This window comes from Exiguobacterium sp. s129 (assembly GCF_018617585.1).
GTDB classification, from domain to species: domain Bacteria; phylum Bacillota; class Bacilli; order Exiguobacteriales; family Exiguobacteriaceae; genus Exiguobacterium; species Exiguobacterium aestuarii_A.
The window spans coordinates 410,168-435,384 of the sequence record NZ_JACSKL010000001.1; the positions used below are offsets into that span (position 1 = coordinate 410,168).

Below are 25,217 nucleotides of genomic sequence, written 5' to 3' on the forward strand. Positions count from 1 at the left end.
AAATTTGTCGGACGTACGCATTGGACAACTGAACATTTGTACATTTTGCGTGCGATTTTTCACGATGTCGCTTAATCAAGGGACCCGTCTGTCCTTTTTTAGACATTGCTGAATATACGACAAAGCGCCTCTCTCTCTAAACCGAGCGCTTCTTTGCGCTCGGTTTTTTGATAGGCCCTGATCTCAGGAGGAACCTATTATGTTAATCGATTTACAACACATTCAAAAACAATACGGTGGTCACGCCGTTCTCACAGATGCGAATTTAATGATCAATGAACGCGAACGAGTCGGACTCGTCGGTCGGAACGGCAGCGGTAAAACGACACTGTTACGCATAATTGTCGGCTCTGAAGAGCATGACGCCGGAGCGATTTATCGTCGGCAGCGACTCTCTATCGGCTATTTGGTTCAACTTCCCGACTATCCCAATCATAGTGGTCGCGACGTTCTTCAGACTGCCTTCGAGGAAGTCCTTCGCCTTCGCGAGAAGATGTCTCGCCTCGAACAAGAGATGGCGACGACCGAACAGCTCGAACGTCTTCTCGAAACATACGGGACGATCCAAGCGCAATTCGAACATGCGGGCGGCTACGTCTACGAGTCAAAAATCAGTGCGATGATTGACGGATTGAAGCTGACCTCATTCGTGGACCAACCGTTCGATACGTTGAGCGGCGGGGAACGTACAAAAATAGGCCTCGCCTTGGCGCTTCTTCAGGAACCCGAGCTACTCATTTTGGATGAACCGACGAACCATCTGGATTTAGAAGCGATGACGTGGCTCGAATCCTATTTACAGGATTACGATTCAGCGCTCCTGATTGTGTCCCACGACCGTGTCTTCTTGGATGCGGTCGCCACGCGAATCGTCGAGTGTGAAGATGGCGAATTGACGAGTTATCCCGGAAACTATACCGATTTCGTCGCCCAAAAAGAAAAACAATTGCTCGATCAGTTCCATGCCTATACCGAGCAACAAAAGAAGATTAAAAAGATGAAAGAAACGATTCGGCAGTTACGGCAATGGGCCAACGAAGGCAATCCACCGAATGAAAAGTTCTATCGTCGCGCTAAATCGATGGAAAAGGCTCTCGAACGAATCGAGCGGATCAAGAAACCACAACTCGAAGCCGACCAACCGAACATCCACTTCACAACGAACGGACGGACCGGGCGCGACGTCTTCGAAGTGAGTGACGTGACACTCGCCTATGATCGTCCTCTATTTGAAGACGTGCATTTTTACACGGGGCACGGGGAACGCGTCGCCATCGTCGGACCGAACGGGAGCGGGAAGTCTTCGCTGTTGAAGATATTGCTCGATCAAGTCGTACCGCAAGCCGGAACTGTGAGGCGAGCCGACCAAGCCAAAATCGGTTATTTATCGCAACACATCACGTTTGATGAGTCGCATCGATTAATTGAAGCATTCCGAGACCGAATCGCGGTCGATGAAGGAAAAGCGAGACACCTCCTTGCTCAGTTTTTGTTCTACGGACCGAGTGTGTTCAAACCTGTCTCGAATTTAAGCGGCGGTGAGAAGATGCGCCTCATGCTTGCAATCCTCGTCCATGAAGAAATCAATGTCCTCGTCTTAGACGAGCCGACAAACCACCTTGATATCGAATCGAGAGAGGCACTTGAAGAAGCGCTCGAACGTTTCCCTGGAACGGTCGTTACCGTCTCCCATGACCGCTACTTCTTAAATAAATTGTTCCCCATCACGTATTGGCTTGACAGGACGATGACGCGGTTTGAAGGCAACGTCGCCTATGCCCTCGACAAACGTGGACAGGAATCGAAAGATGAACCTATAACGGAACACGTTAAACCATCGAAATCGGTGAAGCAGACGAAATCTACTCCATCTACGATTGATGAAGAAGCTCACCTGACCCGATTAGAAGCAGAGCATCAGGCACTGCTCCAACGGATGAATGAATTGGATGACCTTGATGAATTGATGGCGCTACAACAACAAGTTGATGCACTGCAAGAAGAAATCGATGACGTGATGACACGTTTACTCGAATCTTTATAAAAAGAAGCGGCACCCAATCAAGGGCGTCGCTTCTTTTGCTCAAATCGAGTCTGTATGAGATAGCCGATGACCGCGATGGCCATCAACCCAATCGGGAATATGCGATAAAGACCTTCCATCGTTCCCGTGGTCAAAAGAATCATTCCACTCAAGAACGTCCCAAACCAATATAGCTTTGGCATATGATCCCTCCATCGGTTGCATTCACTCAATAGGATACCACAAGAAAAGCGCCCTCACCCGGCGCTTTTCTTGATTCTCTAGTCCCCGGACTTTCATCCAACCAAGCCCCGCTCGATTGACCGTCCCATCTGTGATTTGGTTCGACTAGAGATGTCCAAGCCAACGTGACGCATCATTCGAATCAGTTCATCGTCCATTGGTTCACCAATCGTTTTTCATTACATAAAATGAAATCGAACAGGTGACTCGTAGACATTTTGATTGAATGGGCACGATAGACTTGGCACCTATACTGTCCACTTCTGGCGCGGATCATGTGGAATTCCTTATACAAACAGTCTGTCTGGTATGCTTGATCGTATGGCAAGCAGAGGCCGACGCATCATCGTTTGGAATACACGATTCACGCTCACATGGACTTTCCCATCCGCTTTCTGCGATCAGCTACAGGTGACGAAAGTGCCTCCCCGTTCCCCGACTCATTTCAGAAAGTGAATGGTTACATGTATACAATATCCGTTTTAAGCGAGATTCAATCCTCGTTCACGATTTCTCCATAATCCAATTTATACATAATGCGCCAACGCGTAAGCGACCCCGTCCTCTTCCACATCTTTGGTAATATGTGTGCTCAAATCTTTTAGCGGATCCACGGCATTTCCCATCGCAATCCTTGTCTCTGCTACTTCAAACATCGATACATCATTCAAATTGTCTCCGATGGCAACGACATCATGCATGGCAATCTGATAATGCTCCGCTAGCTGTTTTAGCGCCGCTCCTTTACTTGCATGAGGATGTCCAATCTCAATTTTCGTCCAACCCGCTGTCGTGATCAAAATGTCGTTCCGTGGTTCATAAACTTTGCGCAAGCGGTGTAGTTTTCGGCGATCGAACGAGTAGACAAACACCTTGTACACTTCATCTCGTTCAAAGTCGATGTCTTCCATCGAGTCCATGTACGTCAGACCAAACTGTTCATTTTGAATTTCAATCTCACGTTCTGCCCATTCCCGACTAAATGATTGATCGTGCGGCAACACTTCATCGAGTTCCCGCTTTAATAAATCGCTTCCCGAACGAAGCACCTTCACTCCCGCATTCGTATAAAATTCGACGTACGCATCGTCCGCTTTTGCGATTTCCCATAGTTCATTTACAATTGTCTGGTCCATCGCATGATAGTAAATTCGCTCGTTCTCATAAAAGCCGATTGCTCCGTTACCTGACAAAATCGGACAGACGAGGTCACTTCGCTTCAACAGTTCTTCGATATCATGAATCGAACGTCCTGAACAAATGGCGACGATATCACCATTTTCTTGTCGACGACGAATCGCTTCCTGGTTCGCCTCTGTAATCACACCCGTGCGCGATAACAGCGTCCCGTCTAAATCAATCGCAATCAATTTCATAGCATTCCCTCCTCTTTGGTTCTTTTCCCGATTCAACTATACAAAACACGATAAAACGCGCTTCCTGTTTGCAACGTGAAGATTAGGGAATCGTTTATTAGTCCTACATAATATTTTTTGAAAGGAGACATCTATGAAAGATTCTACACAAAAGCCACGTTTGAATCGCGTCTTTTACATTTCAGCAAGTTTGATCGCCTTACTCGTTCTATTCGGAGCGATTGCACCAACGACATTCGCTTCAATCGCAGGATCCATTTTTAACTTTACGACTCGCTCGTTCGGTTGGTTCTATTTACTTTCCGTGTTCTTGTTTGTGCTCTTTTTAGTCTTTTTAGCGTTTAGTAAATACGGAAAAATTCGTCTCGGGAAAGATGACGATCGCCCTCAATATCCGTTCTTCACTTGGATCGGCATGTTATTCTCCGCTGGATTCGGTGTCGGACTCGTCTTTTGGGGTGTTGCCGAGCCGATGAGTCATTTCTTCACGCCACCGTACGCGGATACGGAGCCACTGACGGTTGAGGGAGCACGTCTTGCGATGGCCTATTCGTTCTTCCATTGGGGTGTCAGTCAGTGGTCTGTTTTTGCGATTGTCGGACTGATCATCGCCTACTTCCAGTTCCGTCGTAATGCGGACGGACTCATCTCGACTAGCCTTTCACCGCTTACAAAAGAGCGACCGTACAAACAACCGTTGAACCAGACGATTGATATTTTAGCGGTCATCGCCACTGTCATGGGTGTCGCGACGTCACTTGGTTTAGGCGTTCTTCAAATCAATGGCGGACTGAACAGTGTGTTCGGGCTCCCGAACACCGCTTGGATGCAGGTCGCCATCATCGTCGTCTTGACAGCCCTCTTTTTAACATCGACGACGACAGGGCTCGATCGCGGCATCAAGTGGTTGAGTAATATTAATTTAGGGACCGCACTCGTGTTGATGGTGTTTGTCTTCTTTGCCGGTCCAACCATCTTCATCCTAGAGACCCTCACCCTTGGCTTAGGTGACTACTTACAAAATTTCATTCGCTATAGTCTGCGTCTACAACCGTATCAGCAAGGGACGTGGGTCCGAGATTGGACGATCTTTTATTGGGCGTGGGCCATCGCTTGGTCACCGTTCGTCGGAGCATTCGTCGCACGTGTCTCACGAGGACGCACCATTCGTGAGTTCATCGTCGGGGTCCTCATCGTTCCTCCGTTCATCGCACTCTTATGGATTGCCGTGTTTGGCGGCACTGCCCTCCATTTAGATTTGTTCGAAGGAACTTCCATCGCCGAAGCCGTCAATGCGGACGTGACGAGCGCATTGTTTGTGACGTTTGCCGAGCTTCCGTTCAGTTTCATTCTTTCAGTGTTGTCGATTCTCTTGATTTTGACGTTCTTAATCACATCGGCCGATTCTGCTACCTATATCATCAGCAGTATGACGACAAACGGTAGCTTGAATCCTCCTCTCCCCGTTCGAATCGCCTGGGGTGTTCTGTTAGGAGGAATCGCCGCCGTTCTATTGATCGCGAGTGGCTTAGAAGGACTTCAAACCGCATCGTTGATTTCCGCCTTGCCGTTTACCATCATCCTTTTGTTGATGGTCTTCACACTATTCAAGTTACTCCGACAAGAGAATGTTCGAAAAATAAAATAAGCTACACTCCTAAACGCTCAAGATTACGCTTGAGCGTTTTTTAGTTTGACTCGCCGACACCTCGTTGTTTGTTGACTTCCTCATGACCGATTGCTACGATTTTGACAACGTACACAGCATGAAGGGGGAAATGGGGATATGAACGATTTCACACGTGCCTACGCACAACAACTAGACAAACAAGACCCACTCGCATCTTATCGGGAAGAATTTTACTTACCGGAAGACGGGATTTATATGGATGGGAATTCACTCGGGCTCTTATCGAAACGAGCCGAGCGCACGCTCCTTGAATCGCTTGCGGACTGGAAAGAGCTCGGGATTGACGGCTGGATGTCCGGTCGTCATCCTTGGTTCAACTTGTCCGAAGAGTTGGCCGCACTGAATGCGCCGCTCATCGGTGGAAAGCCAGAAGAAGTGATGGTCACCGGCTCGACGACGGTGAACTTGCATCAACTCGTTGCTTCGTTCTTTAAACCAGAAGGCAAACGCACGAAAATTTTGGCAGATGCCCTCACATTTCCGTCTGACATTTACGCTTTGAAAAGTCAGCTCGAACTGCGCGGACTCGCCCCTTCGGAGCACCTCGTTCAAGTAGACAGTCCGGATGGGCGCTTCTTAGTAGAAGACGACTTGATTGCCGCGATGACCGACGAGATTGCCCTGATCGTATTGCCGACTGTCCTCTATCGGAGCGGTCAGATTTTAGACATGCCGCGCCTGACGAAAGTGGCGCACGAGCGTGGTATTTTAATCGGATTTGATGCTTGTCATTCCGTCGGTGCCATCCCTCACGACTTCCACGACTGGGGTGTCGACTTCGCTTACTGGTGCAACTATAAACATTTGAACGGTGGTCCGGGAACGGTCGGCGGCTTATTCGTACATGAACGTCACTTCGGCACGACACCAGGACTCGCTGGATGGTTCGGTTCACGCAAAGACAAACAGTTCGATATGGACCATACGATGACACCGGCTGAACATGCCGGTGCTTTCCAAATCGGGACGCCACACGTCATGAGCCTCGCTCCGCAGCTTGGTGCCCTCGAGATGTTTAACGAGGTCGGGATGGAAGCGATTCGTCAAAAATCACTCACGCTCACGACATATATGATGGACTTGATTGAAGACATGCTCGCACCACACGGGTTCTTCATCGGCAGCCCGACGGACACGCGTCAACGCGGTGCCCACTTGAGCCTCGAGCACCCTGAGGCGGCACGCATCTGTAAAGCATTGAAAAAACATCACATCATCCCTGACTTCCGGGCACCGAACATCATCCGTCTCGCACCGGTCGCATTGTATAACACGTTTACCGACGTGTATGACGTGATCGTGACGTTGAAGAAAATCATGGATGACAAAGAATATGAGGCGTTCGAGAACGTCCGCGAAGTGGTCGCATAAGGGGGAATTGTCATGAGTGAACGTATGGAACATAAAGTGGAAAAAACGATTCAAACCGACTTCTCTAAAGATATGTCGTACGGGGACTATCTCCAGCTCGACCCGATTTTATCGAGCCAGCATCGCCTTTCCGACCATCACGATGAGATGCTCTTTATCATCATCCATCAGACGAGCGAGTTGTGGATGAAGCTCATCTTGCATGAATTGACGGCAGCCACGACGGCCATCACGAACGGGGAACTCGAGCGCTCATTCAAGATGCTCGCTCGCGTCTCAAAGATTCAGCAACAACTCATCCAGTCGTGGGGCGTCCTCGCTACGTTGACACCGGCCGAGTATTTAGAGTTCCGAGACCAACTCGGCTCTTCATCTGGTTTTCAGTCTTACCAAAACCGACAGATTGAATTTGCGCTCGGCTTCAAAAACGCACGGACGCTCAGCGTCTATGCGCATGATGAAAAACTATATCCACTGCTCGAAGGGTCGCTTCAAGCACCTAGCATTTATGACGTGACCGTCCGTGAGATGCATCGCCGTGGTCTTCCGATTGATGCGAGCGTGCTCGAACGAGATGTCACGCAGGACTGGGAATGGAACGAGAGTGTCGAGAAGGCATGGGTCGAGGTCTATCGCGACGTCGACACGTATTGGGATTTGTATGAGCTCGGTGAAAAGCTACTCGATATCGGAAGCCAGCAACAGATGTGGCGCTTCAACCATATGAGTACCGTAGAACGCATCATCGGACAGAAGATGGGAACAGGCGGCTCGTCTGGCGTGAACTATTTGCGCCGCGTGCTCGATCATCGTTTCTTCCCAGAGCTTTGGACGGTCCGAACATCATTATAAGAGGAGCTGAACGAAATGACATGGATTGATGTATCCCAACCGCTTCATGCCGATGTGACGACATGGCCGGGAGACACGAAGTTTTCGTACGAGATCGCTTGGCCGATGGCACAGAGCGGTTCAGTGAATGTCGGGAAAGTGACGATGAGTTTACATGTCGGGACGCATATCGATGCCCCGTTTCACTTTGACGACCACGGGAAGCGCGTCATCGACCTCGACCCTTCCCTTTATATCGGTCCAGCCCGTGTCATTCATATGCCACATAAGACAAAAATTGAAGCATCTGATTTGGACGCTCATGACTTGACCGGGGTCGAACGCCTCATTTTGAAGACGGATGGTTGGCCAGATAAGAGCGTCTTTCCAGAGACAATTCCTGAACTGACGCCGTCTCTTGCCGATCGTCTCGGAGAACTTGGGATTTTCTTGATCGGGCTCGACTTGCCGTCCGTTGATGCGATTGACAGTAAAGAGATGGGTGCTCATCATGCGTTAGCACGAAATGGTGTCCATATATTAGAAGGGCTCGTCCTAGACGATATTTTGCCGGGGGATTATGACTTAAATGCCGTCCCGCTCCCAATCGTCGAAGGTGACGGAAGCCCCGTTCGTGCACTGCTTCGCCCCATGTCGTAAAGAGATAGCCGGAATCGGCTGTCTCTTTTTTGATTAGACAGGGATAGTTCGACGTTTGGCGAAATAGATGACATACGTGATGAAAGGAGGCAGATCGGATTTGCAACGCATCTTATCCACACTACGAAACGGTCTGCATACGTACCGTTACGACCTCATCGCCTTGACGATTATGTTGTCATGTATCCTCGCCTATGCGTACCCACTCTTTTCGTCGGGGATGGTCGTCTTTAGTGATATCGCATTCGGTCTATCGTCCGACCGTTATATCGAAGAGATTTTTGGTGCCTGGAATGAACGATGGAGCACGACAACATTGTTGAATGTGCCTCGACTCGTCTTCATCGCACCACTGTATGGATTAAGTTTATTGTTCGGTGCATCTGGACCATTCTTAATCAAATCATTCATCTTGACGTTGCTCATCGTTTCGGCACTCAGCATGTATGCGCTCGTCAAACGACTTCATTCGATTTATATCACGAAACACTTTCAGTTGATGACACTCATGACATTCACGCTTGCCGGGCTCTTTTACGCGTTGAACCCGTGGATCATCACACGCATTCAACATATTTATCTCCTGTGCGGCTATGCGCTGTTCCCGTTCGCACTTCTACTCTTCTTTAACTTGTTCGACCCGAAATTCCGACGTCAGTTGGATCCAGACTTTTCGTTTAACAAACGACTCTCACCGAGAATCTGGATTGATGCCATCGGGTTGTCCGTTGTGTTCATGTTCATGTCTGCCGGAATCCATTACTTTTTCTTCTCAGCCATTTATATGGGCATCATGCTCGGACTGATCGTGCTCAAAACGCTTTGGACCGAACGGAAGACGCTATTGTTCAAATCGTATTTCTTCTATTACGTCCGCCTGATCACAGCGGTCGGGTTCGTGTTCATCTTGTTCAACGGCTACTGGTTCTTTATGTATGTCGGTTCTATCCTGTTCGGGGCGCAGGCATCCCAACATAATATTAACGTCACCGAGACGTTGATGCTGTTCAGTCGAAACTCGTCGATTGAGAACGTGTTGTATACCATCAGTTATTGGTGGCCGATGTTTGACTTGCATACACTTCCACTGACGTTTTGGGTGGCCGGTGGAATCTTGCTCTTCTTCATCGGAATCGGTCTTCTCGGAAGCTACAAACGACCGATTCACCTGTTCTTCGGCTTACTCGGCATCGGTTTGATCATCTTTGCGACTGGAACGTATGAATGGGTCGCGACGGCGTTCGTCGCGCTCGTCACGTACACACCGTTGATTGGTCCGATGTTCCGCGACCCGAATAAGCTCGTCGGCCTATTGATTGTCAGTTACAGCTTGCTGCTCTCTCTCGGTATCGGGATTGTTGATGCCAGACAATCTAAAGCGATACCACGTCCGCTTTATCGCGGTATCCTTTTTATCGGTAGTTTTGTCGCGTTGACGCTCTTTATTTATCCGTATCGCACCGTGTATATGGAGGGTTTTTATAAACCGGTCGACGTTCCTGAAGAATACGCGACCGTACAACAAGAAATCGATGGGAAGTGGCTACAGTTCCCCGTTGCCGATGAGATGACCCAGCCGATTACCGGGGTGGCGACACCGAGATGGAACGAAAATCCCGCACTCGGCGAGACGGTCAAACCGACCGGGGACTTCCACGTGTACAGTTCGCTTGAAAATACAGTGTTCCATCATGAAGGGTCGACGCCTGCGATTCGTTATCTGTTTTCACTCTTACAATACTTGCTCGATACAGGACGTTCAGACGAGGCGAGTAACTTGATCAAAGTGTTCGGTGTCGACCAGTTCGCATATCGGGATGAATATTTAGGGATGGAAGAGCGACAGCAGTTCAACTTAGAGGTCCTTGACTCGCAACGTGATTTACTGCGGACGAAGCAAGTCGGTCTATTCACTTTATTCGATGTCGTCGCACCGCTCACCGATCGAACCGTCCCACAGCTTATCGTAACGCCTTACGGAATCGACCGTTCCATCACATATGGAACGATTCCTGAATGTGAGCAAGGGAAGCAATCCATTTTATTCACGACACAGCGACATAGTGACGATTTTGATTGGATTCGTTCAGGTGATGCGATTGAGATGATCGAACAAAAAGACATGCTGCTCAGTCAGGTCCCCGATGACTATTACTGGAAGCCGTTTGAGGCAATCGATTCCGCCAACCCGTTCCTCACATGGGGCAAGACCCTTTTCGCGAACAGTGACTGGCGTTGGTATCAACAAACGCAAGGTGTGAAAGATCCTGCATTCGATCTTGATTTCGGAGACGGTGTCGGACTTTCCTTCGCTTCTGCCCGAATCGATGCCCCCCCTTACGAGCTCGATGATTTGTCGACGAAACAAGTCGCATCGTTCAATTCGATGCTTGAGGATGAAACGTTCTTCAAAGCCGATAACCCGGACATCGTCGATCTGTCACCTAACCCGTTGTCTTCAACGAACGACTTGCCCCTTCTTCAAGCGGAAGTCGCCAAAGGAGACCCGAACTACATTTGGCAAGTCGCGAAGTCCGGTCTCTTACCGGCACTCCCGAATAACGCCTATCGGTTCGATATCGTCGCATCGGGTCGAGGGGTCGACCGCTTGCACGTGAAAGTCCGCTTTTTCGATGCATCCGGGGAAGAAATCGACCAGACTTACGTCGTCGCCCCGAGAGATTCCGGGAATTTAGACGGGATTCACCTTCGTGGGGAATACGTGACGCCACGGGCTGCCGAGACGATGCGCATCGACTTACTAAGTTATCAAAAACCAGAACGGAAGACGTACTGGTGGATTCACGATGTTCAAATCGAGAGTTTCGAGTCACACATGGTACCGAACACGTTCTCCATCACGAAAGAGACACCTCCGGGCCGCTACATCGGATTCGCGCGTGTCTTGATGAATCAAAGTGGCGGACAGCTTGACGTTACGATCAATGATGACGAGCAAAACGTCGAAACGACCCGACAAACGGGGGCACGACTTGAATGGGTACCGCTTGGGATACACGATGTCGATACGGAAGAGACGACCATCACTGTCGAGAATACGGTCGGTTTCAATGCCATTCAAAACATCGTCTTCTTACCAGAGGAAGAATGGAAGACGTTACAACAGTCACTCCAAAAGGTATTAGAACCCACGAACACCTTCATGGTTCTCGAAGGTGAACAAGATTTCGATTATAGCGGGACGATCCAGTCTGAGCGCAACTACCCGTCTCTCAGTTTCGGGAAAGGCGTCTCACTCACATCCGGTACGTTGTCTCGTACAATCGATGTGGCAGAGCCTGGTGATTACCGTTTCCACATCAACTTGACACCTCCTGTTTCGACAGATGGGACGATTCGCTTACGCCTCCTGCAGGACGAAGAAGTTGTCCAAGAAGAGACGATTGGCGTCACGGCGATGCAGCGACTGCCTGATGTGAAAACGGATATCGGTACACAGACGGTCACGTATGACTCCTTGCGTCGCGATTTTCCATACCAACTTCAATCACTCGAAGATGTCCATCCGACATTGAAACGGTGGACACCGAATACATTCGAGATGGAGCCGGGATCATACACGCTCGAATTGACCGTAGACAGTAACGTGCCGTCACGAATCGAGTTGGAGGATTTACGGAAGTTCGACCCGAATGAGATTGTCGTGACTGAACCACTCGCGACACCTGAAGCTGCCGCGACGTGCGCGACTTGTGTATCCATTACAGACGATATGTTCGAGTCCACGGTAGAAGATGACACGTTTATCGCATCTTACGAATCGACCTGTTCCTGTGACTGGTATATCTTCGCGTCGGATCAAATCGAAGCACTCCCCGACCGAGAATATTTGGTCGCTTTTGACGCAAGGAGCGAACAGATTCGAAATCGCCATGTGAAGATGTACTATCTTGACGAGGAACGTCGCGTGATCGGGACCGACTTCATCAGCGAAGTGGAAGAGTATCGTAAATCGACATGGAACCACTACGAACAGATTTTGATCCCACCGAAGGGAACCGACTCGATGCAGCTTCATATTTGGGCACGTGGAAATGTTGAAAATGCAGGACGACTGGAGATGAAGAACTTGAACGTCGTCCGCTACGATCACCTTCTCCTGACCGACCAAGTGACCGTCGAGGAAGTGACCGAACGTCCGCTACTCACTACAACAGACGCCGAATCTCTTGATGTGACGCGAAGTGTCATGAAACGGACGGTCTCTCACGAAGATTCACTCGGCCGCTTCACGTTAAACGACTCCCCATCTCCGTTATTCGAGCTTTCGACCAGTGAAGGGGCACAGCGCGGTGAAGTCGCATTGAATGGCGTGACACAACTGTACATGTCCTCTGAAAGTGACGTACAGGTGAATGCCGTCTTACGTCTCGTCTACTTCGCCGGCATGACCCTTTTGTTACTCGCCACACCTGTCTCGTTCTTCTTCTATTGGAATGCGCGGCAGGAAGAGCCGCTCCTCCGCCGAGTACGACAACGATTGAAGAAAGGGTGACGGCTCATGCTTCGGACTTTACTGCTCACTACTTTTTTGGGCTGCATGATGATTCTTAGCGCTTGTACGATGGGTGACGAAGACAGTGTGATTGAAGACCGACAAGGCAACACCCTATGGATTGTGCCATCTCATCAAGACCCTGAGGAACAGTATGCGCTACGGGAGGTGACACTTACTTCGTCGACGATTGTCGACGGGAAACCCAACCACCTCGATACACTGAACGTCGGAGATGTTATCACGACTGAATATACAGAGACGGACTCTTCAATCGCTGAATCAATCACCCACGAATAAGCCCAAACAAAAGCCCACGTCCAATAAACGACGTGGGCTTTATGCGTGATGTGCGTTTATCGTCTTGCCCGACTGACAGCTCGCTGTCGTCGTAAAAGAAGGGCCATCGTCTTAAGGAACGCAATCGAGTCTTTCACGAGGTCAACGTGAGACCCTTCCCGCTCGATACAAGTCACCGGCTGCTGATAGACACGGAGACGCTCTTTTTTGGCGGCGTACATCATCTCTAAATCGATGGCAAACCCGCTAGTCGCGCTCAAATACGGAAGTAACCGTGGAATCGCCCGACGATTGATGATTTTGAGGCCCGTCTGAGAATCCGACACGCCCTCTGGTAGGAACGGTTTTGTGATGGTTCGTTTTGCAAAACTCACAAACTTTCGGACAAAGCTTCGGTCTTCAATCGTCAAATCTTTCGTCCCGATGACGATATCGTAATAATCATTTTCCGCAATACTCAGCAGTTGAGCGATGTCATCGACTTTGAACGAATTGTCCGCATCAACGAACACATAATATTCGCTCGAGATATGCGTCATCCCTTCGATAAAGAGACCCGCTTTTTTCGTATTCTGCTTCAACTCATACATCTTTAAATAATCAATTTTGAACAACGTGTCTGTCGCGTTCATGACGATGTCCCGATACTCCTGTAACAGGTGTTTCGACTGATCGGAGGAGGCATCGTCCACAAAGTAGATGGACCCGTGCAAATAGTTCCGTTCAATCATTTTGGTAAGGGATGTCAAAAAAGCATGAATGTGTGAAAACCGTTTCTCTTCGTTGAAAATTGGTAATATAAAGGCTACAGTCCCTTTTTTCACAGCATATTCTGGATGAATGATATTTTGAATTTCAGCTAAAAGTTCATCTGTGTATTCTTCTCTATAATAAAATATTCTAAATATCCCATTCCCTAACAATTGTTTGAAGGGGAAGTTTCCTTTATGTCGAATAACGTCATCAACCCACAGAATCGACGACTGGGGATGATACGTCCGTAACGTTGCCGCTACGTTTAAACCCGTTTCATAGTCGATATAGTCAATCACATACACTTTAATTTGCTCTTTCATGGCACGAATGTCTGGTGAAATTTTCGGTTCAGATGATATACCTGATTCAGAAATGATAAGTTCGTAGTGCGGAATAGACGAAGCATAAGGAATTTGCCGTTGTTGATCTGTAAAAATCACTACTTTACCTTTATCCATCACATTGTCCTCCTTTTAAGATTGACGACCTGAAAGAGGTGATTGTATGAAAGCTGTCATGAGCCGTTATTCGATCTTACTCATCTTCCCTGTTCTTGATGCGTTACTAAATATCATCAACTATTCATATCATTTCTTCTTAGCCCGCGGGTTAACGAGTCAAGATTATGGTCTCTTAAACGCATATCTCGCCCTTCTCGGACTGTTACTCATCATCGGGAGCGCCGTCCAATGGATTGTCACCCGAAACTTAGGACAACAAATCGCGACCGACTATCGGTATATCGAACGGATCATCTTACTCGTCGCGATGGGTTTATCCAGTGTACTCTTTATACTTATCCCATATATTCTTCCTTTATCTAGGATTAACCTCTTTTTACTTGCAGTTACAGTATTTTTCCATATTCTCGTATCATTCCGGCGTGGGGTCTTGCAGGCAAATGAACGATTTTATGCCCTCACCCTTTCTTATTACGTTGAAGCGATTGTGAAAGTGGGGGTCACGTGGATTTTTCTCGAACAGCTTGATATCACGCTCGCTTTGATTGGGATTTTGATCGGCATGATTCTCACATATGGACTCAGTATATGGCAAACTCACTTCCCGGAAACGGCTGGTGACAAACAGTTCCATGGTTTGTTCCAACTCATCCATGTGCAGATTGTCATGACACTCTTCTTCTCGGTCGACAGCTTACTCGTCACCTTATTCTTTCCATCGTTAGTCGGAGATTATTCCGTCAGCCTACGCTTTAGTCAGCTCGTCTTGTTCGTCTGTCTGTCGATTTTCCAAGTCCTTTTGCCACGTCTGAGCCGGGCGGCCGAGACGGATTCATTCCTATCGTTTGAGCGCACCGTATTCCGATTATTATTGGCTGCTCTCGGAATCATCACCATCGTCTATTATTTGGTCATTCCGTCGGTTGTACCGATTTTCTTCGGTCAAGGATATGACGAGGCAGGTTATTTCGTACGCTATATGATTTTCACCTATATCGGCATCATCATTGTGCAATATGAGGCGATGTTGCAATTCATCTTACGAAACAATCGGTACTTGCGTTGGTATTGGGCGCTACTCTTCGTCTTTCTCGTTGCCTTATTCCTATTCCGGCAATCGATGGAGATGTGGCTATTCGCTCAAGCGGTCGTCTTACTCGGAGGGTCTCTACTTCTTCGTTTCCGCTTTCATTCTGAGCGACGCCAACAATTAAAGGAGGAATCGTGATGAAACCCACTTTATTATGTCTCTCTTGGCGAGACATCAAACATCCGAAAGCAGGAGGAGCCGAAGTATTCACGCATGAGATGCTAGCTTACGTTTCTCCTCGTTACAATATTATCCATCTGTCCCCTCATATCGAAGGATGTGAGGACGAGGAATGGATTGATGGTGTTCGGTATATTCGCTCCGGTACAGACATGACGAGCATCTTAGAGGCACGGCGCTACTACAAAGCGCACGAAGAAGAAATCGATCTCGTCCTCGACCAAATGAATACACACCATTACTTCACGCCATTCTATGTGCCGGCACATAAACGTGTTCTCTTCATCCACCAATTGACGCGTGAGATTTGGCGAATCAACCTACCACCTCCCGTGTCATGGGTCGGGGCATGGACGGAAACGAGTCGTCTGCGGCTCTATCGGCAAAGCGATGTCTTGACCGTCAGCCAGTCGACGGCAGATGACCTCGTCGCCGTCGGAATTCCTGAGTCTCATGTCACGATTTTGCCGGAAGGACTCAACTTCACACCTTGGCCAGAAGAAGAATGGTTTGAGAAAGAAGAGCATCCCACGTTCTTATACGTCGGACGCATGTCCGCCTATAAAGGGATCAATGATGCCGTCAAGGCGTTCGTATCGATCAAGCGCGATTTCCCGACCGCACAACTGTGGATCATCGGGAAGAAGAACGAGGCGTACATCGCCGAACAACTTGATCCAATCACGCCTGAGGATGTACGGTCGGATATTCATTACTTCGGATTCGTCAGTGAAGAAGAGAAGCTCGAACGCATGAGTCGGGCGACAGCCCTCCTCTTTCCGTCCCGTCGTGAAGGATGGGGTTTGACCGTCAGCGAGGCCGCTGCTGTCGGGACACCGACCATCGTGTACGATGCGCCGGGACTTCGGGACGCGGTTCAATATGGAAAACTTGGTTACATGACGATGGCACAGACCGCAGAGGCACTCGCGCTCGAGATGAGACGCTGTTTGAACGATCAAGATCATTATGAGGTCGTGCGACGTGATGCCCATGCATTTTCAAAAACACTGCAATGGAGTCGCACCGGCGCGGCATTTGAACAATGGTTGAATCAAAAGTTAGGAATCTTGATTCAGGAAGGGAGAACATCATGATTGGAATCGCGATGTCTACGTATTGTAACGAGGAAATCATTCGGGAAACGATTCAGTCCATCCAACAGCAAACGGCCGAGTTTGTCTGTGTGATCGCGGATGACGGCTCGACCGATCGAACCGTCGAGGTCATGCGAGAGTTGACTGTAGACGATGACCGCTTCATCATTCTTTCCCTCCCACATGGGGAGCGTGGCATCGCCCGTAAAGAGGCAATCGGTCGACTTCGTGAACTCCACGTCGATGTCTTGTATGTCATCGACTCGGACATGGTGTTGACCGAGGGACTGTTGACGAGTTGCCTGCTTTACCTTAAGCATCACGAAGAGGTCGGGGCGCTCGTCATCCCAGAAGAGGCCTATAGCACGTACACCAACTTTTTCTCCAAAGTAAAGGTGTTTGAACGGAATCTATTCCAAATCCCAGAAGAACGGATTGATGACCGCTCCATCGAGGCGGCACGGTTTTGGCGGATGGAAGCGTACGAGGCATCAGGCGGGATCAACCCTGCTCAAATCAGTTTTGAAGAGACCCAACCGACCATTCGTTACATCCAACAAGGCGGGATCATCCGTCGCGCCACCTTCACTGCGGTGAAACATAACGAGAAGGAAGTGACGCTCCAAAATCTGCTCGAGAAGAAGCGCTATTACTTCCAAGTGATGCCGCAAACGCTCGAGACAGAGGAAGGCGGCTTCCGAAAGGCACTCGCTCGCTGGTATTTCTTCAGACCGGTGCTCTATCATCCGTCCAACCTCAAAAAATATAGACGACACCCTGTATTAACATTAGGGGTCGCCTACATGTACCTTCGATTAACGATGATCGGAGTATCGCAACTCTTTACCCACAAGTTCGGGAAGAACGATCCCGTGACTGATACAAAATAAATTCTCCATATTGCGTCGGGATGACGAACCGTTTCAGCTCGCTCGTCTCCCCCGATTCGAACGGGACGACAAGATTTTCCGAGCTGACCAAGTCTCCGCTCTCATAAAACAGACAGTATGCCTGTCCAAGATCGTCTAGAAACTCCGTCAACATGTCTGCGACTCGATACTTATTCGTCTTCATGTTGACGGCTTCTTGACCGACATCCTTGATGACGCGAATCACATACTCATCGATTTTCATCGGTTTTGTCATGATGCGCTTGACGTTTCCATAATTGACGGCCGCGATCAACGTATGGGTATGCGTGTAATCCGTCAATACGATTTGATGAATGAGCGGGAACTTTTTCTTCACATACGATAACAGTTCGACCCCGTCCGTATGGGGGAGTCTTAATTCGGTGATGACGACGTCGATGTCGCTCGATTCTAAAATCTCAATCGCTTCCGTCGCTTCCGTCGCTTCAAAAATGAGTTCTCCTTCTTTCATCAACAGACGAGCCAACGTCTTGCGCGTATGCTCGTGCGGTTCGACGAGTAAGTAATTTGCCATGTTGTGTACCTCCGAAATTTTAATCGAGAAAGGGTGTCACGAAATGAAACTACTCTTACTATCAGGTGGATCAGGAAAGCGTCTTTGGCCACTTTCGAACGATATCAACTCGAAACAGTTCATTCGATTACTTGATGACGGTCAAGGTGCCAAACAATCGATGATTGAACGGGTCTTCTCCCAACTAAGTGACATGCAATTAGATCGAGATGCCTTTATTTTAACAAACGCGCTTCAACGCGATGCCATCGTTTATCAAATCGGGACCAAGGCCAATATCATCACCGAACCGAGTCGTCGAGATACATTCCCTGCCATCGTGCTCGGTGCTAGTTATTTGAACGAACAACATGTCGACCCGGATGAGACAGTACTCGTGATGCCGGTCGATGCTTATGTCGACCTTCGCTTCTTTGAATATTTCCCTCAAGTAGATGAAGCGGTACAAGCGAGTGACGATGCCTTGCATCTGATTGGGGTCACGCCCCTCCACCCGACATCGAAATACGGATACATCGTCCCAGACGAAACGGCTCAAGTCTCCTCCGTCCGGTTGTTCCAAGAGAAACCGACCGTCGATGTGGCGGAACAGTTGATTGAACAAGGCGCATTATGGAACTGTGGAATCTTCGCTTGTAAGTTGCACTTGTTGCTCGATGAACTGACGGAGCGAAACTTACCGACGACATATTCAGAGCTCACGACCCGCTACGATGATTTAGAAAAAACGTCGTTCGACTATGCCGTTGTCGAACATGCGGAGTCCGTGTTCGTCCATCGCTACGATGGGGACTGGAAGGACTTAGGGACATGGAATACCTTGACCGAAGAAATGACGTCCACCACGCACGGTCAGGTTGAGTTGTTCGAGTCGACGAACACCCATGTCATCAATGAATTGAATCTTCCGTTGATTGGAATCGGGCTCGAAGATCTCGTTGTCGCCGTCAACGCGGACGGGATTCTCGTCTCGACGAAAGATGCGACGCCGCAGTTAAAAGATTATCTAGCCTCCTCTGACGACTATCCAAAGTTCAAATGGAAGCGCTGGGGACAATCCGAAGTGATTCATCACGAGACGCTCGCGGACGGTCATCACAGTGTGACGCGACGGATGCTCGTCCAGGTCGGAAAAGAACTCAGCTATCATTATCACGAAGCGACCGATACGATTTGGACGATGCTTCAAGGAACGGCGACCGTAACAATTGACGGACAATCATTTGAGGCGAAGCCGACCGACGTCATCTCGATTCAACGCGGTGCGGCTCACACGCTCAAAGCTCACGAAGACGTCGTGTTCATCGAGGTTCAGTATTCAAACGATTGGACACTCGACGATGCTTGTCCTGTGCCGTCTCCACTTGATAAACAGTATTGACGCGATGCGTTGTTGGAACAGGGACTTCACTTGTGACGATTTCCACCTTTCCGGTGAACAAGTGAGGTCCTTTTCCTTTTGGAACGAAATAGTGATCTCCTGCCCGGATGGCTTGAACGCCGTCTTCACCTTGCACGAAGCCTTCTCCCGAAACGACCGAGATCAATCGGAACGTTTCCGACTTCTCTAAAATCGCTGGCGTTCCATTCACTTGGTGTCGCATGATTTTAAAAGATGGTTTTGAAATCAATTCGGTCGTCAACGCATCTTTTAAATCTGTCCGTACGAGTTCGTCTGTCCGACGATCCGGAATGTTCATCACTTCCACGGCTTTCTCGATATGAAGGTCACGAAGACGACCCGTGTCATCCACTCGATCAAAATCGTAAAGACGATATGTCCGGTCACTCGTCTGTTGAATTTCAAGCAACACGACACCCGGACCAAGAGCGTGAACGGTTCCGCTCGGGATGTAAATGAAGTCACCTTTTTTCACGGCTTGCGTCTTTAGACGAGTCGCCCATTCTTTTTGTTGCACACATGTATATACCTCTTGTTTCGTTCGGAACGTATGGCCGACGATAATCTCGGCATTCGGTTCTGCGTCTAACACGTACCAGCACTCTTCTTTCCCAAACTCCTCTTGTTCGAGACGTTGCGCCTGCTCATCGTTCGGATGAACCTGTACCGATAAATAGGCACGCGCGTCGAGTAGTTTGACGTGTAACGGAAATGTCGCGAATGGATACGGACCGAATAGCTCTAAACGGTGGGCATCCCATAAATCCGCGAGCGTCTGTCCTACATATGGTCCATTTTCAAATTTTGTCATTCCACTCGGATGTGCGGATGCCGCCCAACACTCGCCAATCTTCCCTTCCGGTAACGAAAGATGAAATAACGTCTCTAGCTGACGGCCACCCCAAATACGTTCTTTAAACACCGGTTTGAGTTTATACATATGTGCTGCGTTTCTCAAAAAGAAGAAACGACTCCCCCCTTCCTGTATTTTACCTAGATATACCCTTAAAAAGGGAGGAACTATCCAATTTTTGAAGAGGGATATGTAAACATTTAAAAACCTCACGAGCTCTACCCGAAATCGAGGCATCGTGAGGTTTCATCTTCCTTATTTGATTAATTCGAGTTCGACCGGGATGTTTTCTTCCACCGTTTCACCCTTCAAATGGTTGATTGCCGCTTCTACACCCAATTTTCCAATCTCAGCTGGTTTTTGGGCAACCGTTGCTGCCATCGTCCCACCTTCGACCGCTTTGACCGCATCGTCTGTTGCATCGAATCCGATGACTTTCACGTCACTCATTCCAGCCGCTTCAAGTGCTTGAACGGCACCGAGTGCCATCTCATCGTTATGTGCGAATACAGCGACGATGTCTTTATTGTCTTGTAAAATATTCTCCATGACCGTTAATCCTTCTGCACGGTCAAAGTTTGCAGATTGTTTTGCCACGACTTCCAATTTCCCATCGATTGCTTCGTTGAATCCTTGTCCACGGTCACGTGTCGCTGACGCTCCCGGAATCCCTTCGAGTTCGACGACTTTTTGACCTTCGCCTACGAGTTCAACCATATAATCACCCGCCAACTGTCCACCCGCGACGTTGTCTGAAGCGACGTGTGCGACCACTTCACCAGTCTCTGCGTTACGGTCTACCGTAATGACCGGAATGCCTGCATCATTTGCTGCTTGTACCGCTGCGCCGACTGCTTCTGAATCTGTCGGGTTGATGAGAATCAAATCCATTCCTTTTTGAATCATGTCTTCAACGTCATTCACTTGTTTCGCGGCATCGTTTTGCGCGTCCGCCACTGTCAATGTCGCATCCATTTCGTTCGCCTGTTCTTCCGCGCCTTCTTTCAATGCGACGAAGAACGGGTTGTTCAATGTCGAGATGGATAAGCCGATTTCATAATCCCCATCTTTCGTTTCCGTCTCAGACGTAGACCCCGGTTGTTCAGTCGAGCAAGCTGCCATCAGTACCATAGTCAGTGCGAGTAGCCAAGCTGTCCATTTTTTCATGTTCCGTTTTCCCCTTTCGCGCGTTACGCGTTTTGTCGACGATCAAGCAATACTGCAAACAATATAACTGCACCTTTTACGACGAGTTGGAAGAAAGATGATACGCCGAGAAGGTTCAATCCGTTGTTCAACGTTCCGATGATCAGTGCCCCAATCAATGTTCCGACAATCCAACCTCGACCACCTGCAAGGCTCGTTCCCCCGAGAACGACCGCCGCGATAGCATCGAGTTCATATGACGTTCCTGCCGTCGGTTGTGCGGAGTTGAGACGTGATGTCAAGATGATGCCCGCGAGTGCAGCAAGCATACCCGATAGCGAATAAATCATAATTTTGACTTTATTGACGCCAATCCCCATCAATTTTGCTGCTTCTTCATTTCCACCGATTGCGTACGTGTGACGACCAAATGTCGTCTTTTTCAAAATGAAATAAAGAACACCGAACGCGAGTAACATCGTCAATGCCGGCACCGGGATAATCCAGAAGTAGCCACGTCCCAGCATCTCGAACCACCCAGAATTTCCGAGACCAGTAATCGGTCGCCCGTCCGTATAGACGAGCGTCAAACCTCGGTAAATCGTCATCGTGGCCAATGTCGCGATGAACGGCGCCACTTTCCCGTATGTGATGACCGCCCCGTTAAAGGCCCCGAGAACGGCACCCGCAATCAAGCCAAGTGCAACGGCCATGACCGCATGTTGACCGTCCACCATCATGCCTGCCACTAGTGCAGAGGCGAGCGCTAAAATCGAGCCGACCGATAAATCAATCCCGCCTGTCAAGATGACGAATGTCATCCCGAAGGCAATCAAGGCATTGATGGAAACTTGTCGAAGTACGTTAAAGATATTATTTAATGATAAAAATCCAGGTTCGAGCGCGGTCACAACGACGACGATGACAAGTAGACCAAACAGCGGTCCTAATTTTTGTCCCCATCCAAGTCGACCCGGGCGCTTCAGTGCAGTCGTTGCTTTCAATTCCATATCATTGCCCTCCTGTCGCATACGTCATTACTTTTTCTTGCGTCGCCTCTTCTTTCGTGAGCGTTCCGGTCACAACACCTTCCCGCATGACGACGATTCGGTCACTCATCCCGAGCACTTCCGGTAAATCGGAGGAGACCATGATGATGGCAACACCTGACTCCGCAAGATCACTCATGATGTTGTAAATTTCTTTCTTGGCACCGACGTCGACTCCACGGGTCGGTTCATCCAAAATCAAGACGTCCGGTTCGACACCTAACCATTTACCGAGCACAATCTTCTGTTGGTTCCCACCGGATAACGACTTCACTTTTTGCTCCATCGAATGATGCTTGACCCGCAGTTTTTGTAAGTATGTCTCGGCGAACGTCGCTTCTTGCTGCTTCGAGATGACTGACCCTTTCGCCCGTTTATCGAGTGTCGGGAGTGATAAGTTTTCTCTTAGCGAGAAGTCGAGAAGCAAGCCCTCGCCTTTTCGGTCTTCTGTCAAAAAGGCGATGCCATGTTTGATGGCGTCTGCCGGAGTCTTGATTCGAATCGGTTTCCCGTTCAGCTTGATGACTCCCCCTTTGTGGGTGTCTGCTCCGAACAAAGCACGCATCACTTCAGTCCGTCCTGCTCCCATCAATCCGGAGAATCCGACGATTTCACCAGCTCGAACGTTGAATGATACGTTGTGGAACCGGTTACCTATTAAATCATCTACTTCAAGAACGACCTCCCCGAGCGTCGCCGTGCGCGTCGGATAACGTTCACCGATCTCACGTCCGACCATGTCGCGCACGGTTTCTTCAAAAGAAGTGTCCGAAATCATACGGGTCGAGATGGACTGTCCATCCCGAAGCACGGTGATCCGATCACACAAGTCGAAAATTTCTTCCATGCGGTGAGAGATATAGATGATTGACACACCTTGATCCCGTAGAGCTCGCGATACGGCAAAGAGTGCCTGAATTTCCCGGTCCGTCAAGGCGGCCGTCGGTTCGTCCATGACGATGACTTTCGCATCTGTCATGAGGGCCTTGGCAATCTCAATCATCTGTTGCTGTCCGACCGATAAGTTGCGTGCCACTTCATCGACATCCATGAAGACGTTCAATTCTGCCAAATATTCACGAGCGCGTCGTGTCATTTCCTGTTGTTTGACCATCCCGAACGGTCCCGTCAGCTCTCGACCTAAAAATAAGTTTTCCGTTACCGTCATCTCCGGTAAAATGTTGAGCTCCTGATGGATGAAGGCAATGCCTTCTTGCTCCGCTTCTTTTGGGTGTTTGAATTGACGTTTCTTCTCGTCGATGAGGATGTCTCCTTCATCTTGAGCGTGAAGACCGGTCATTACTTTCATCAACGTCGACTTGCCCGCTCCGTTTTCTCCCATGAGCGCATGAATCTCTCCAGGCAACAGGTCGAAGTCGACTCCTTTCAAGACGGAGACCGGACCGAACGACTTATGGATGCCTTTCAACTGAATATGCATCGAAATCCCCCCTTAAAAAATGACCCCGGCGTGTAAGATGACGTTCGCGTAAGGTGTCGCTTCCCCAGTTCGAATGACCACTTTTGCTTTTGCGACCTCCCGTTTGAAGTCTTCATGCGAACACATGTCGATGCTTGTGTATCGTTCTTTCAGTGAATCTGCAATCGTCGGGTTGTGTGTGAGGATTTCCTCGGCAATCGTGATGCGCTCTACGACCAAATCCGATTCGACGACATCAAGTACTTCAAGAAAGGAAGGTTCCCCGATTCGGAGGCTAAGGTCGACACGCTTCACCCCGTCCGGAATCGGGAGTCCGCAGTCTGCGATGACGATGCGATCCGTATGCCCGAGATCGGCAAAGATTTTTGCTAGATGACTATTTAATATCCCTTGTTTTTTCATCACACGCGCTCCAATCGTTGTTGTACATCTTCTCGTGTCGGCATACCACCTTGTGCACCAAAGCCTTCGACGCTCATGCCGGATGCGACCACGGCAAACCGTACGGCCGTCTCCAAATCATCTTGTTCGATGAGGGAGACAGCGAGCGCACCGTTGAACGTGTCACCGGCTCCTGTCGTGTCGACGACGTTCGCTCGGATAGCTGGCACATGCCGCACTTCTCGTCCGTCATGGAATCGAACACCTCGGACGCCTTCTGTCACGAGTAACTTGTTCGGATATCGTTCAAGCACTTCGTCCACGGACAATCCCTTAAATAAATCCCGGCATTCATGTTCATTCGGCGTCAAGTACGTGACGTCTTCAATCACTTCTGGCGGGAGTGGTTGCGACGGTGCCGGATTGAGTAGTACCGGAATCCCTTTCGCTTTACAGTAAGCGGTCACTTGCTGAACGATCTCGATCGGAATCTCGAGCTGTAAGAGTACGAACGACTGCTCATCGAGAAGCTGATCTAGTTCCTCGTCCTTGAAGAAGACCTGCTTGTTCGCCGATTGAACGACGACAATCGAATTATCTGCTTCCGCCAATACGATGTGTGCCGTCCCCGTCACTTCATTCGGTATGACCCGAACGTGCGCAACATCGACACCATGCTGTTTGAAGTTCTCAACAATCTGCTGACCGAACGGATCGTTCCCTACACAACCGACCATCTGCACGGCACTCCCTAACTTAGAAGCAGCGACCGCTTGGTTCGCACCTTTCCCCCCTGGAACGGTACGGAACGACTCGCCGATGACGGTTTCCCCTGCTTGCGGACGTTTGTCGGACGTGACGACAAGGTCCATCGATATACTGCCAATGACAACAATGCGTTTCAT

General features: G+C 49.2%; 21 protein-coding genes. 11 read left to right on the forward strand and 10 right to left on the reverse strand.

Going from position 1 to position 25,217, the window contains the following annotated elements:
- Positions 1-199: 199 nt before the first annotated feature.
- Positions 200-2,044, forward strand: coding sequence for a ribosomal protection-like ABC-F family protein (gene abc-f, locus KNO92_RS01990; protein WP_214759907.1), 1,845 nt, complete (start codon positions 200-202; stop codon positions 2,042-2,044).
- Positions 2,045-2,061: 17 nt separating this feature from the next.
- Here the strand turns inward: abc-f and KNO92_RS01995 are convergent, their stop codons facing one another.
- Entirely contained in the window at positions 2,062-2,226 is a 165-nt protein-coding gene (locus tag KNO92_RS01995; protein ID WP_214694894.1) for a hypothetical protein, read from the reverse strand.
- Positions 2,227-2,793: 567 nt separating this feature from the next.
- A complete protein-coding gene (locus KNO92_RS02000) occupies positions 2,794-3,642 on the reverse strand; it encodes a Cof-type HAD-IIB family hydrolase (protein ID WP_214759909.1) in 849 nt (282 codons plus the stop codon).
- A gap of 133 nt (positions 3,643-3,775) precedes the next feature.
- Between KNO92_RS02000 and KNO92_RS02005 the strand changes: the two genes are divergently transcribed.
- The 6 genes from KNO92_RS02005 to KNO92_RS02030 all read left to right on the forward strand — a co-directional run bounded on the left by KNO92_RS02005 (position 3,776) and on the right by KNO92_RS02030 (position 13,010).
- On the forward strand, positions 3,776-5,290 hold the full coding sequence (locus tag KNO92_RS02005; protein ID WP_214759910.1) for a BCCT family transporter: 1,515 nt from the start codon (positions 3,776-3,778) through the stop codon (positions 5,288-5,290).
- 138 nt (positions 5,291-5,428) lie between these two features.
- Positions 5,429-6,703 carry a kynureninase gene (gene kynU / locus KNO92_RS02010; protein WP_214759911.1) on the forward strand — a complete coding sequence of 425 codons (1,275 nt, stop codon included), beginning with the start codon at positions 5,429-5,431 and terminating at the stop codon, positions 6,701-6,703.
- 12 nt (positions 6,704-6,715) lie between these two features.
- Positions 6,716-7,555: a tryptophan 2,3-dioxygenase gene (kynA, locus tag KNO92_RS02015; RefSeq protein ID WP_074035540.1), complete on the forward strand. Its 840-nt coding sequence runs from the start codon at positions 6,716-6,718 to the stop codon at positions 7,553-7,555.
- 15 nt (positions 7,556-7,570) lie between these two features.
- The gene (kynB, locus tag KNO92_RS02020) at positions 7,571-8,194 is read left to right on the forward strand and encodes an arylformamidase (protein ID WP_214694904.1); all 624 of its coding nucleotides are present in this window, start codon (positions 7,571-7,573) and stop codon (positions 8,192-8,194) included.
- 100 nt (positions 8,195-8,294) lie between these two features.
- Positions 8,295-12,710 carry a glycosyltransferase family protein gene (locus KNO92_RS02025; RefSeq protein ID WP_214759912.1) on the forward strand — a complete coding sequence of 1,472 codons (4,416 nt, stop codon included), beginning with the start codon at positions 8,295-8,297 and terminating at the stop codon, positions 12,708-12,710.
- 6 nt (positions 12,711-12,716) lie between these two features.
- On the forward strand, positions 12,717-13,010 hold the full coding sequence (locus KNO92_RS02030; protein WP_214759913.1) for a hypothetical protein: 294 nt from the start codon (positions 12,717-12,719) through the stop codon (positions 13,008-13,010).
- A gap of 56 nt (positions 13,011-13,066) precedes the next feature.
- Here the strand turns inward: KNO92_RS02030 and KNO92_RS02035 are convergent, their stop codons facing one another.
- Complete coding sequence (locus KNO92_RS02035; protein ID WP_214759915.1) at positions 13,067-14,224, reverse strand: glycosyltransferase; 1,158 nt, start codon at positions 14,222-14,224, stop codon at positions 13,067-13,069.
- 46 nt (positions 14,225-14,270) lie between these two features.
- On the opposite strand from KNO92_RS02035, the gene KNO92_RS02040 reads away from it, so the two are divergent.
- From KNO92_RS02040 to KNO92_RS02050, 3 genes are read left to right on the forward strand one after another with little or no spacing between them, the layout of a single operon-like run.
- Positions 14,271-15,455, forward strand: coding sequence for a lipopolysaccharide biosynthesis protein (locus KNO92_RS02040; protein ID WP_214759918.1), 1,185 nt, complete (start codon positions 14,271-14,273; stop codon positions 15,453-15,455).
- Positions 15,455-16,594, forward strand: coding sequence for a glycosyltransferase family 4 protein (locus KNO92_RS02045; RefSeq protein ID WP_214694917.1), 1,140 nt, complete (start codon positions 15,455-15,457; stop codon positions 16,592-16,594). Before KNO92_RS02040 ends, KNO92_RS02045 begins: the two co-directional genes overlap by 1 nt.
- Positions 16,591-17,484 (forward strand): glycosyltransferase family 2 protein, encoded by an 894-nt coding sequence (locus KNO92_RS02050; protein WP_214694918.1) that lies wholly within the window; start codon positions 16,591-16,593, stop codon positions 17,482-17,484. The genes KNO92_RS02045 and KNO92_RS02050 overlap by 4 nt, the downstream gene beginning before the upstream one ends.
- Here KNO92_RS02050 and KNO92_RS02055 read toward each other — a convergent pair.
- Positions 17,438-18,040 (reverse strand): response regulator, encoded by a 603-nt coding sequence (locus tag KNO92_RS02055; RefSeq protein ID WP_214694920.1) that lies wholly within the window; start codon positions 18,038-18,040, stop codon positions 17,438-17,440. The genes KNO92_RS02050 and KNO92_RS02055 overlap by 47 nt on opposite strands.
- Positions 18,041-18,083: 43 nt before the next feature.
- Here KNO92_RS02055 and KNO92_RS02060 point away from each other — a divergent pair, with 43 nt between their 5' ends.
- On the forward strand, positions 18,084-19,421 hold the full coding sequence (locus KNO92_RS02060; RefSeq protein WP_214759921.1) for a sugar phosphate nucleotidyltransferase: 1,338 nt from the start codon (positions 18,084-18,086) through the stop codon (positions 19,419-19,421).
- On the opposite strand, the gene manA is transcribed toward KNO92_RS02060, so the two are convergent.
- The 6 genes from manA to rbsK form a co-directional block, all read right to left on the reverse strand.
- Positions 19,342-20,382, reverse strand: a complete 1,041-nt coding sequence (gene manA, locus KNO92_RS02065) for a mannose-6-phosphate isomerase, class I (protein ID WP_214759922.1) — start codon at positions 20,380-20,382, stop codon at positions 19,342-19,344. The two genes, KNO92_RS02060 and manA, sit on opposite strands and share 80 nt — an antisense overlap.
- 168 nt (positions 20,383-20,550) lie before the next feature.
- On the reverse strand, positions 20,551-21,462 hold the full coding sequence (rbsB, locus tag KNO92_RS02070; RefSeq protein ID WP_214694925.1) for a ribose ABC transporter substrate-binding protein RbsB: 912 nt from the start codon (positions 21,460-21,462) through the stop codon (positions 20,551-20,553).
- Positions 21,463-21,485: 23 nt separating this feature from the next.
- On the reverse strand, positions 21,486-22,451 hold the full coding sequence (locus tag KNO92_RS02075; protein WP_214694930.1) for an ABC transporter permease subunit: 966 nt from the start codon (positions 22,449-22,451) through the stop codon (positions 21,486-21,488).
- A gap of 1 nt (position 22,452) precedes the next feature.
- Positions 22,453-23,931, reverse strand: coding sequence for a sugar ABC transporter ATP-binding protein (locus KNO92_RS02080; protein ID WP_214694932.1), 1,479 nt, complete (start codon positions 23,929-23,931; stop codon positions 22,453-22,455).
- Between the two features lie 12 nt (positions 23,932-23,943).
- Complete coding sequence (gene rbsD, locus KNO92_RS02085; protein ID WP_214694934.1) at positions 23,944-24,333, reverse strand: D-ribose pyranase; 390 nt, start codon at positions 24,331-24,333, stop codon at positions 23,944-23,946.
- Positions 24,333-25,217, reverse strand: coding sequence for a ribokinase (gene rbsK / locus KNO92_RS02090; protein ID WP_214694935.1), 885 nt, complete (start codon positions 25,215-25,217; stop codon positions 24,333-24,335). Before rbsK ends, rbsD begins: the two co-directional genes overlap by 1 nt.

Coding starts and splice junctions, on each gene's coding strand:
- KNO92_RS02050 (WP_214694918.1), top strand. CDS start 16,591: ATGATTGGAATCGCGATGTCTACGTATTGTAACGAGGAAATCATTCGG.
- rbsD (WP_214694934.1), bottom strand. CDS start 24,333: ATGAAAAAACAAGGGATATTAAATAGTCATCTAGCAAAAATCTTTGCC.
- KNO92_RS02045 (WP_214694917.1), top strand. CDS start 15,455: ATGAAACCCACTTTATTATGTCTCTCTTGGCGAGACATCAAACATCCG.
- KNO92_RS02075 (WP_214694930.1), bottom strand. CDS start 22,451: ATGGAATTGAAAGCAACGACTGCACTGAAGCGCCCGGGTCGACTTGGA.
- kynA (WP_074035540.1), top strand. CDS start 6,716: ATGAGTGAACGTATGGAACATAAAGTGGAAAAAACGATTCAAACCGAC.
- KNO92_RS02030 (WP_214759913.1), top strand. CDS start 12,717: ATGCTTCGGACTTTACTGCTCACTACTTTTTTGGGCTGCATGATGATT.
- rbsK (WP_214694935.1), bottom strand. CDS start 25,217: ATGAAACGCATTGTTGTCATTGGCAGTATATCGATGGACCTTGTCGTC.
- KNO92_RS01995 (WP_214694894.1), bottom strand. CDS start 2,226: ATGCCAAAGCTATATTGGTTTGGGACGTTCTTGAGTGGAATGATTCTT.
- KNO92_RS02055 (WP_214694920.1), bottom strand. CDS start 18,040: ATGGCAAATTACTTACTCGTCGAACCGCACGAGCATACGCGCAAGACG.
- manA (WP_214759922.1), bottom strand. CDS start 20,382: ATGTATAAACTCAAACCGGTGTTTAAAGAACGTATTTGGGGTGGCCGT.
- KNO92_RS02060 (WP_214759921.1), top strand. CDS start 18,084: ATGAAACTACTCTTACTATCAGGTGGATCAGGAAAGCGTCTTTGGCCA.
- kynU (WP_214759911.1), top strand. CDS start 5,429: ATGAACGATTTCACACGTGCCTACGCACAACAACTAGACAAACAAGAC.
- KNO92_RS02005 (WP_214759910.1), top strand. CDS start 3,776: ATGAAAGATTCTACACAAAAGCCACGTTTGAATCGCGTCTTTTACATT.
- rbsB (WP_214694925.1), bottom strand. CDS start 21,462: ATGAAAAAATGGACAGCTTGGCTACTCGCACTGACTATGGTACTGATG.
- KNO92_RS02040 (WP_214759918.1), top strand. CDS start 14,271: ATGAAAGCTGTCATGAGCCGTTATTCGATCTTACTCATCTTCCCTGTT.
- kynB (WP_214694904.1), top strand. CDS start 7,571: ATGACATGGATTGATGTATCCCAACCGCTTCATGCCGATGTGACGACA.
- abc-f (WP_214759907.1), top strand. CDS start 200: ATGTTAATCGATTTACAACACATTCAAAAACAATACGGTGGTCACGCC.
- KNO92_RS02000 (WP_214759909.1), bottom strand. CDS start 3,642: ATGAAATTGATTGCGATTGATTTAGACGGGACGCTGTTATCGCGCACG.
- KNO92_RS02035 (WP_214759915.1), bottom strand. CDS start 14,224: ATGGATAAAGGTAAAGTAGTGATTTTTACAGATCAACAACGGCAAATT.
- KNO92_RS02080 (WP_214694932.1), bottom strand. CDS start 23,931: ATGCATATTCAGTTGAAAGGCATCCATAAGTCGTTCGGTCCGGTCTCC.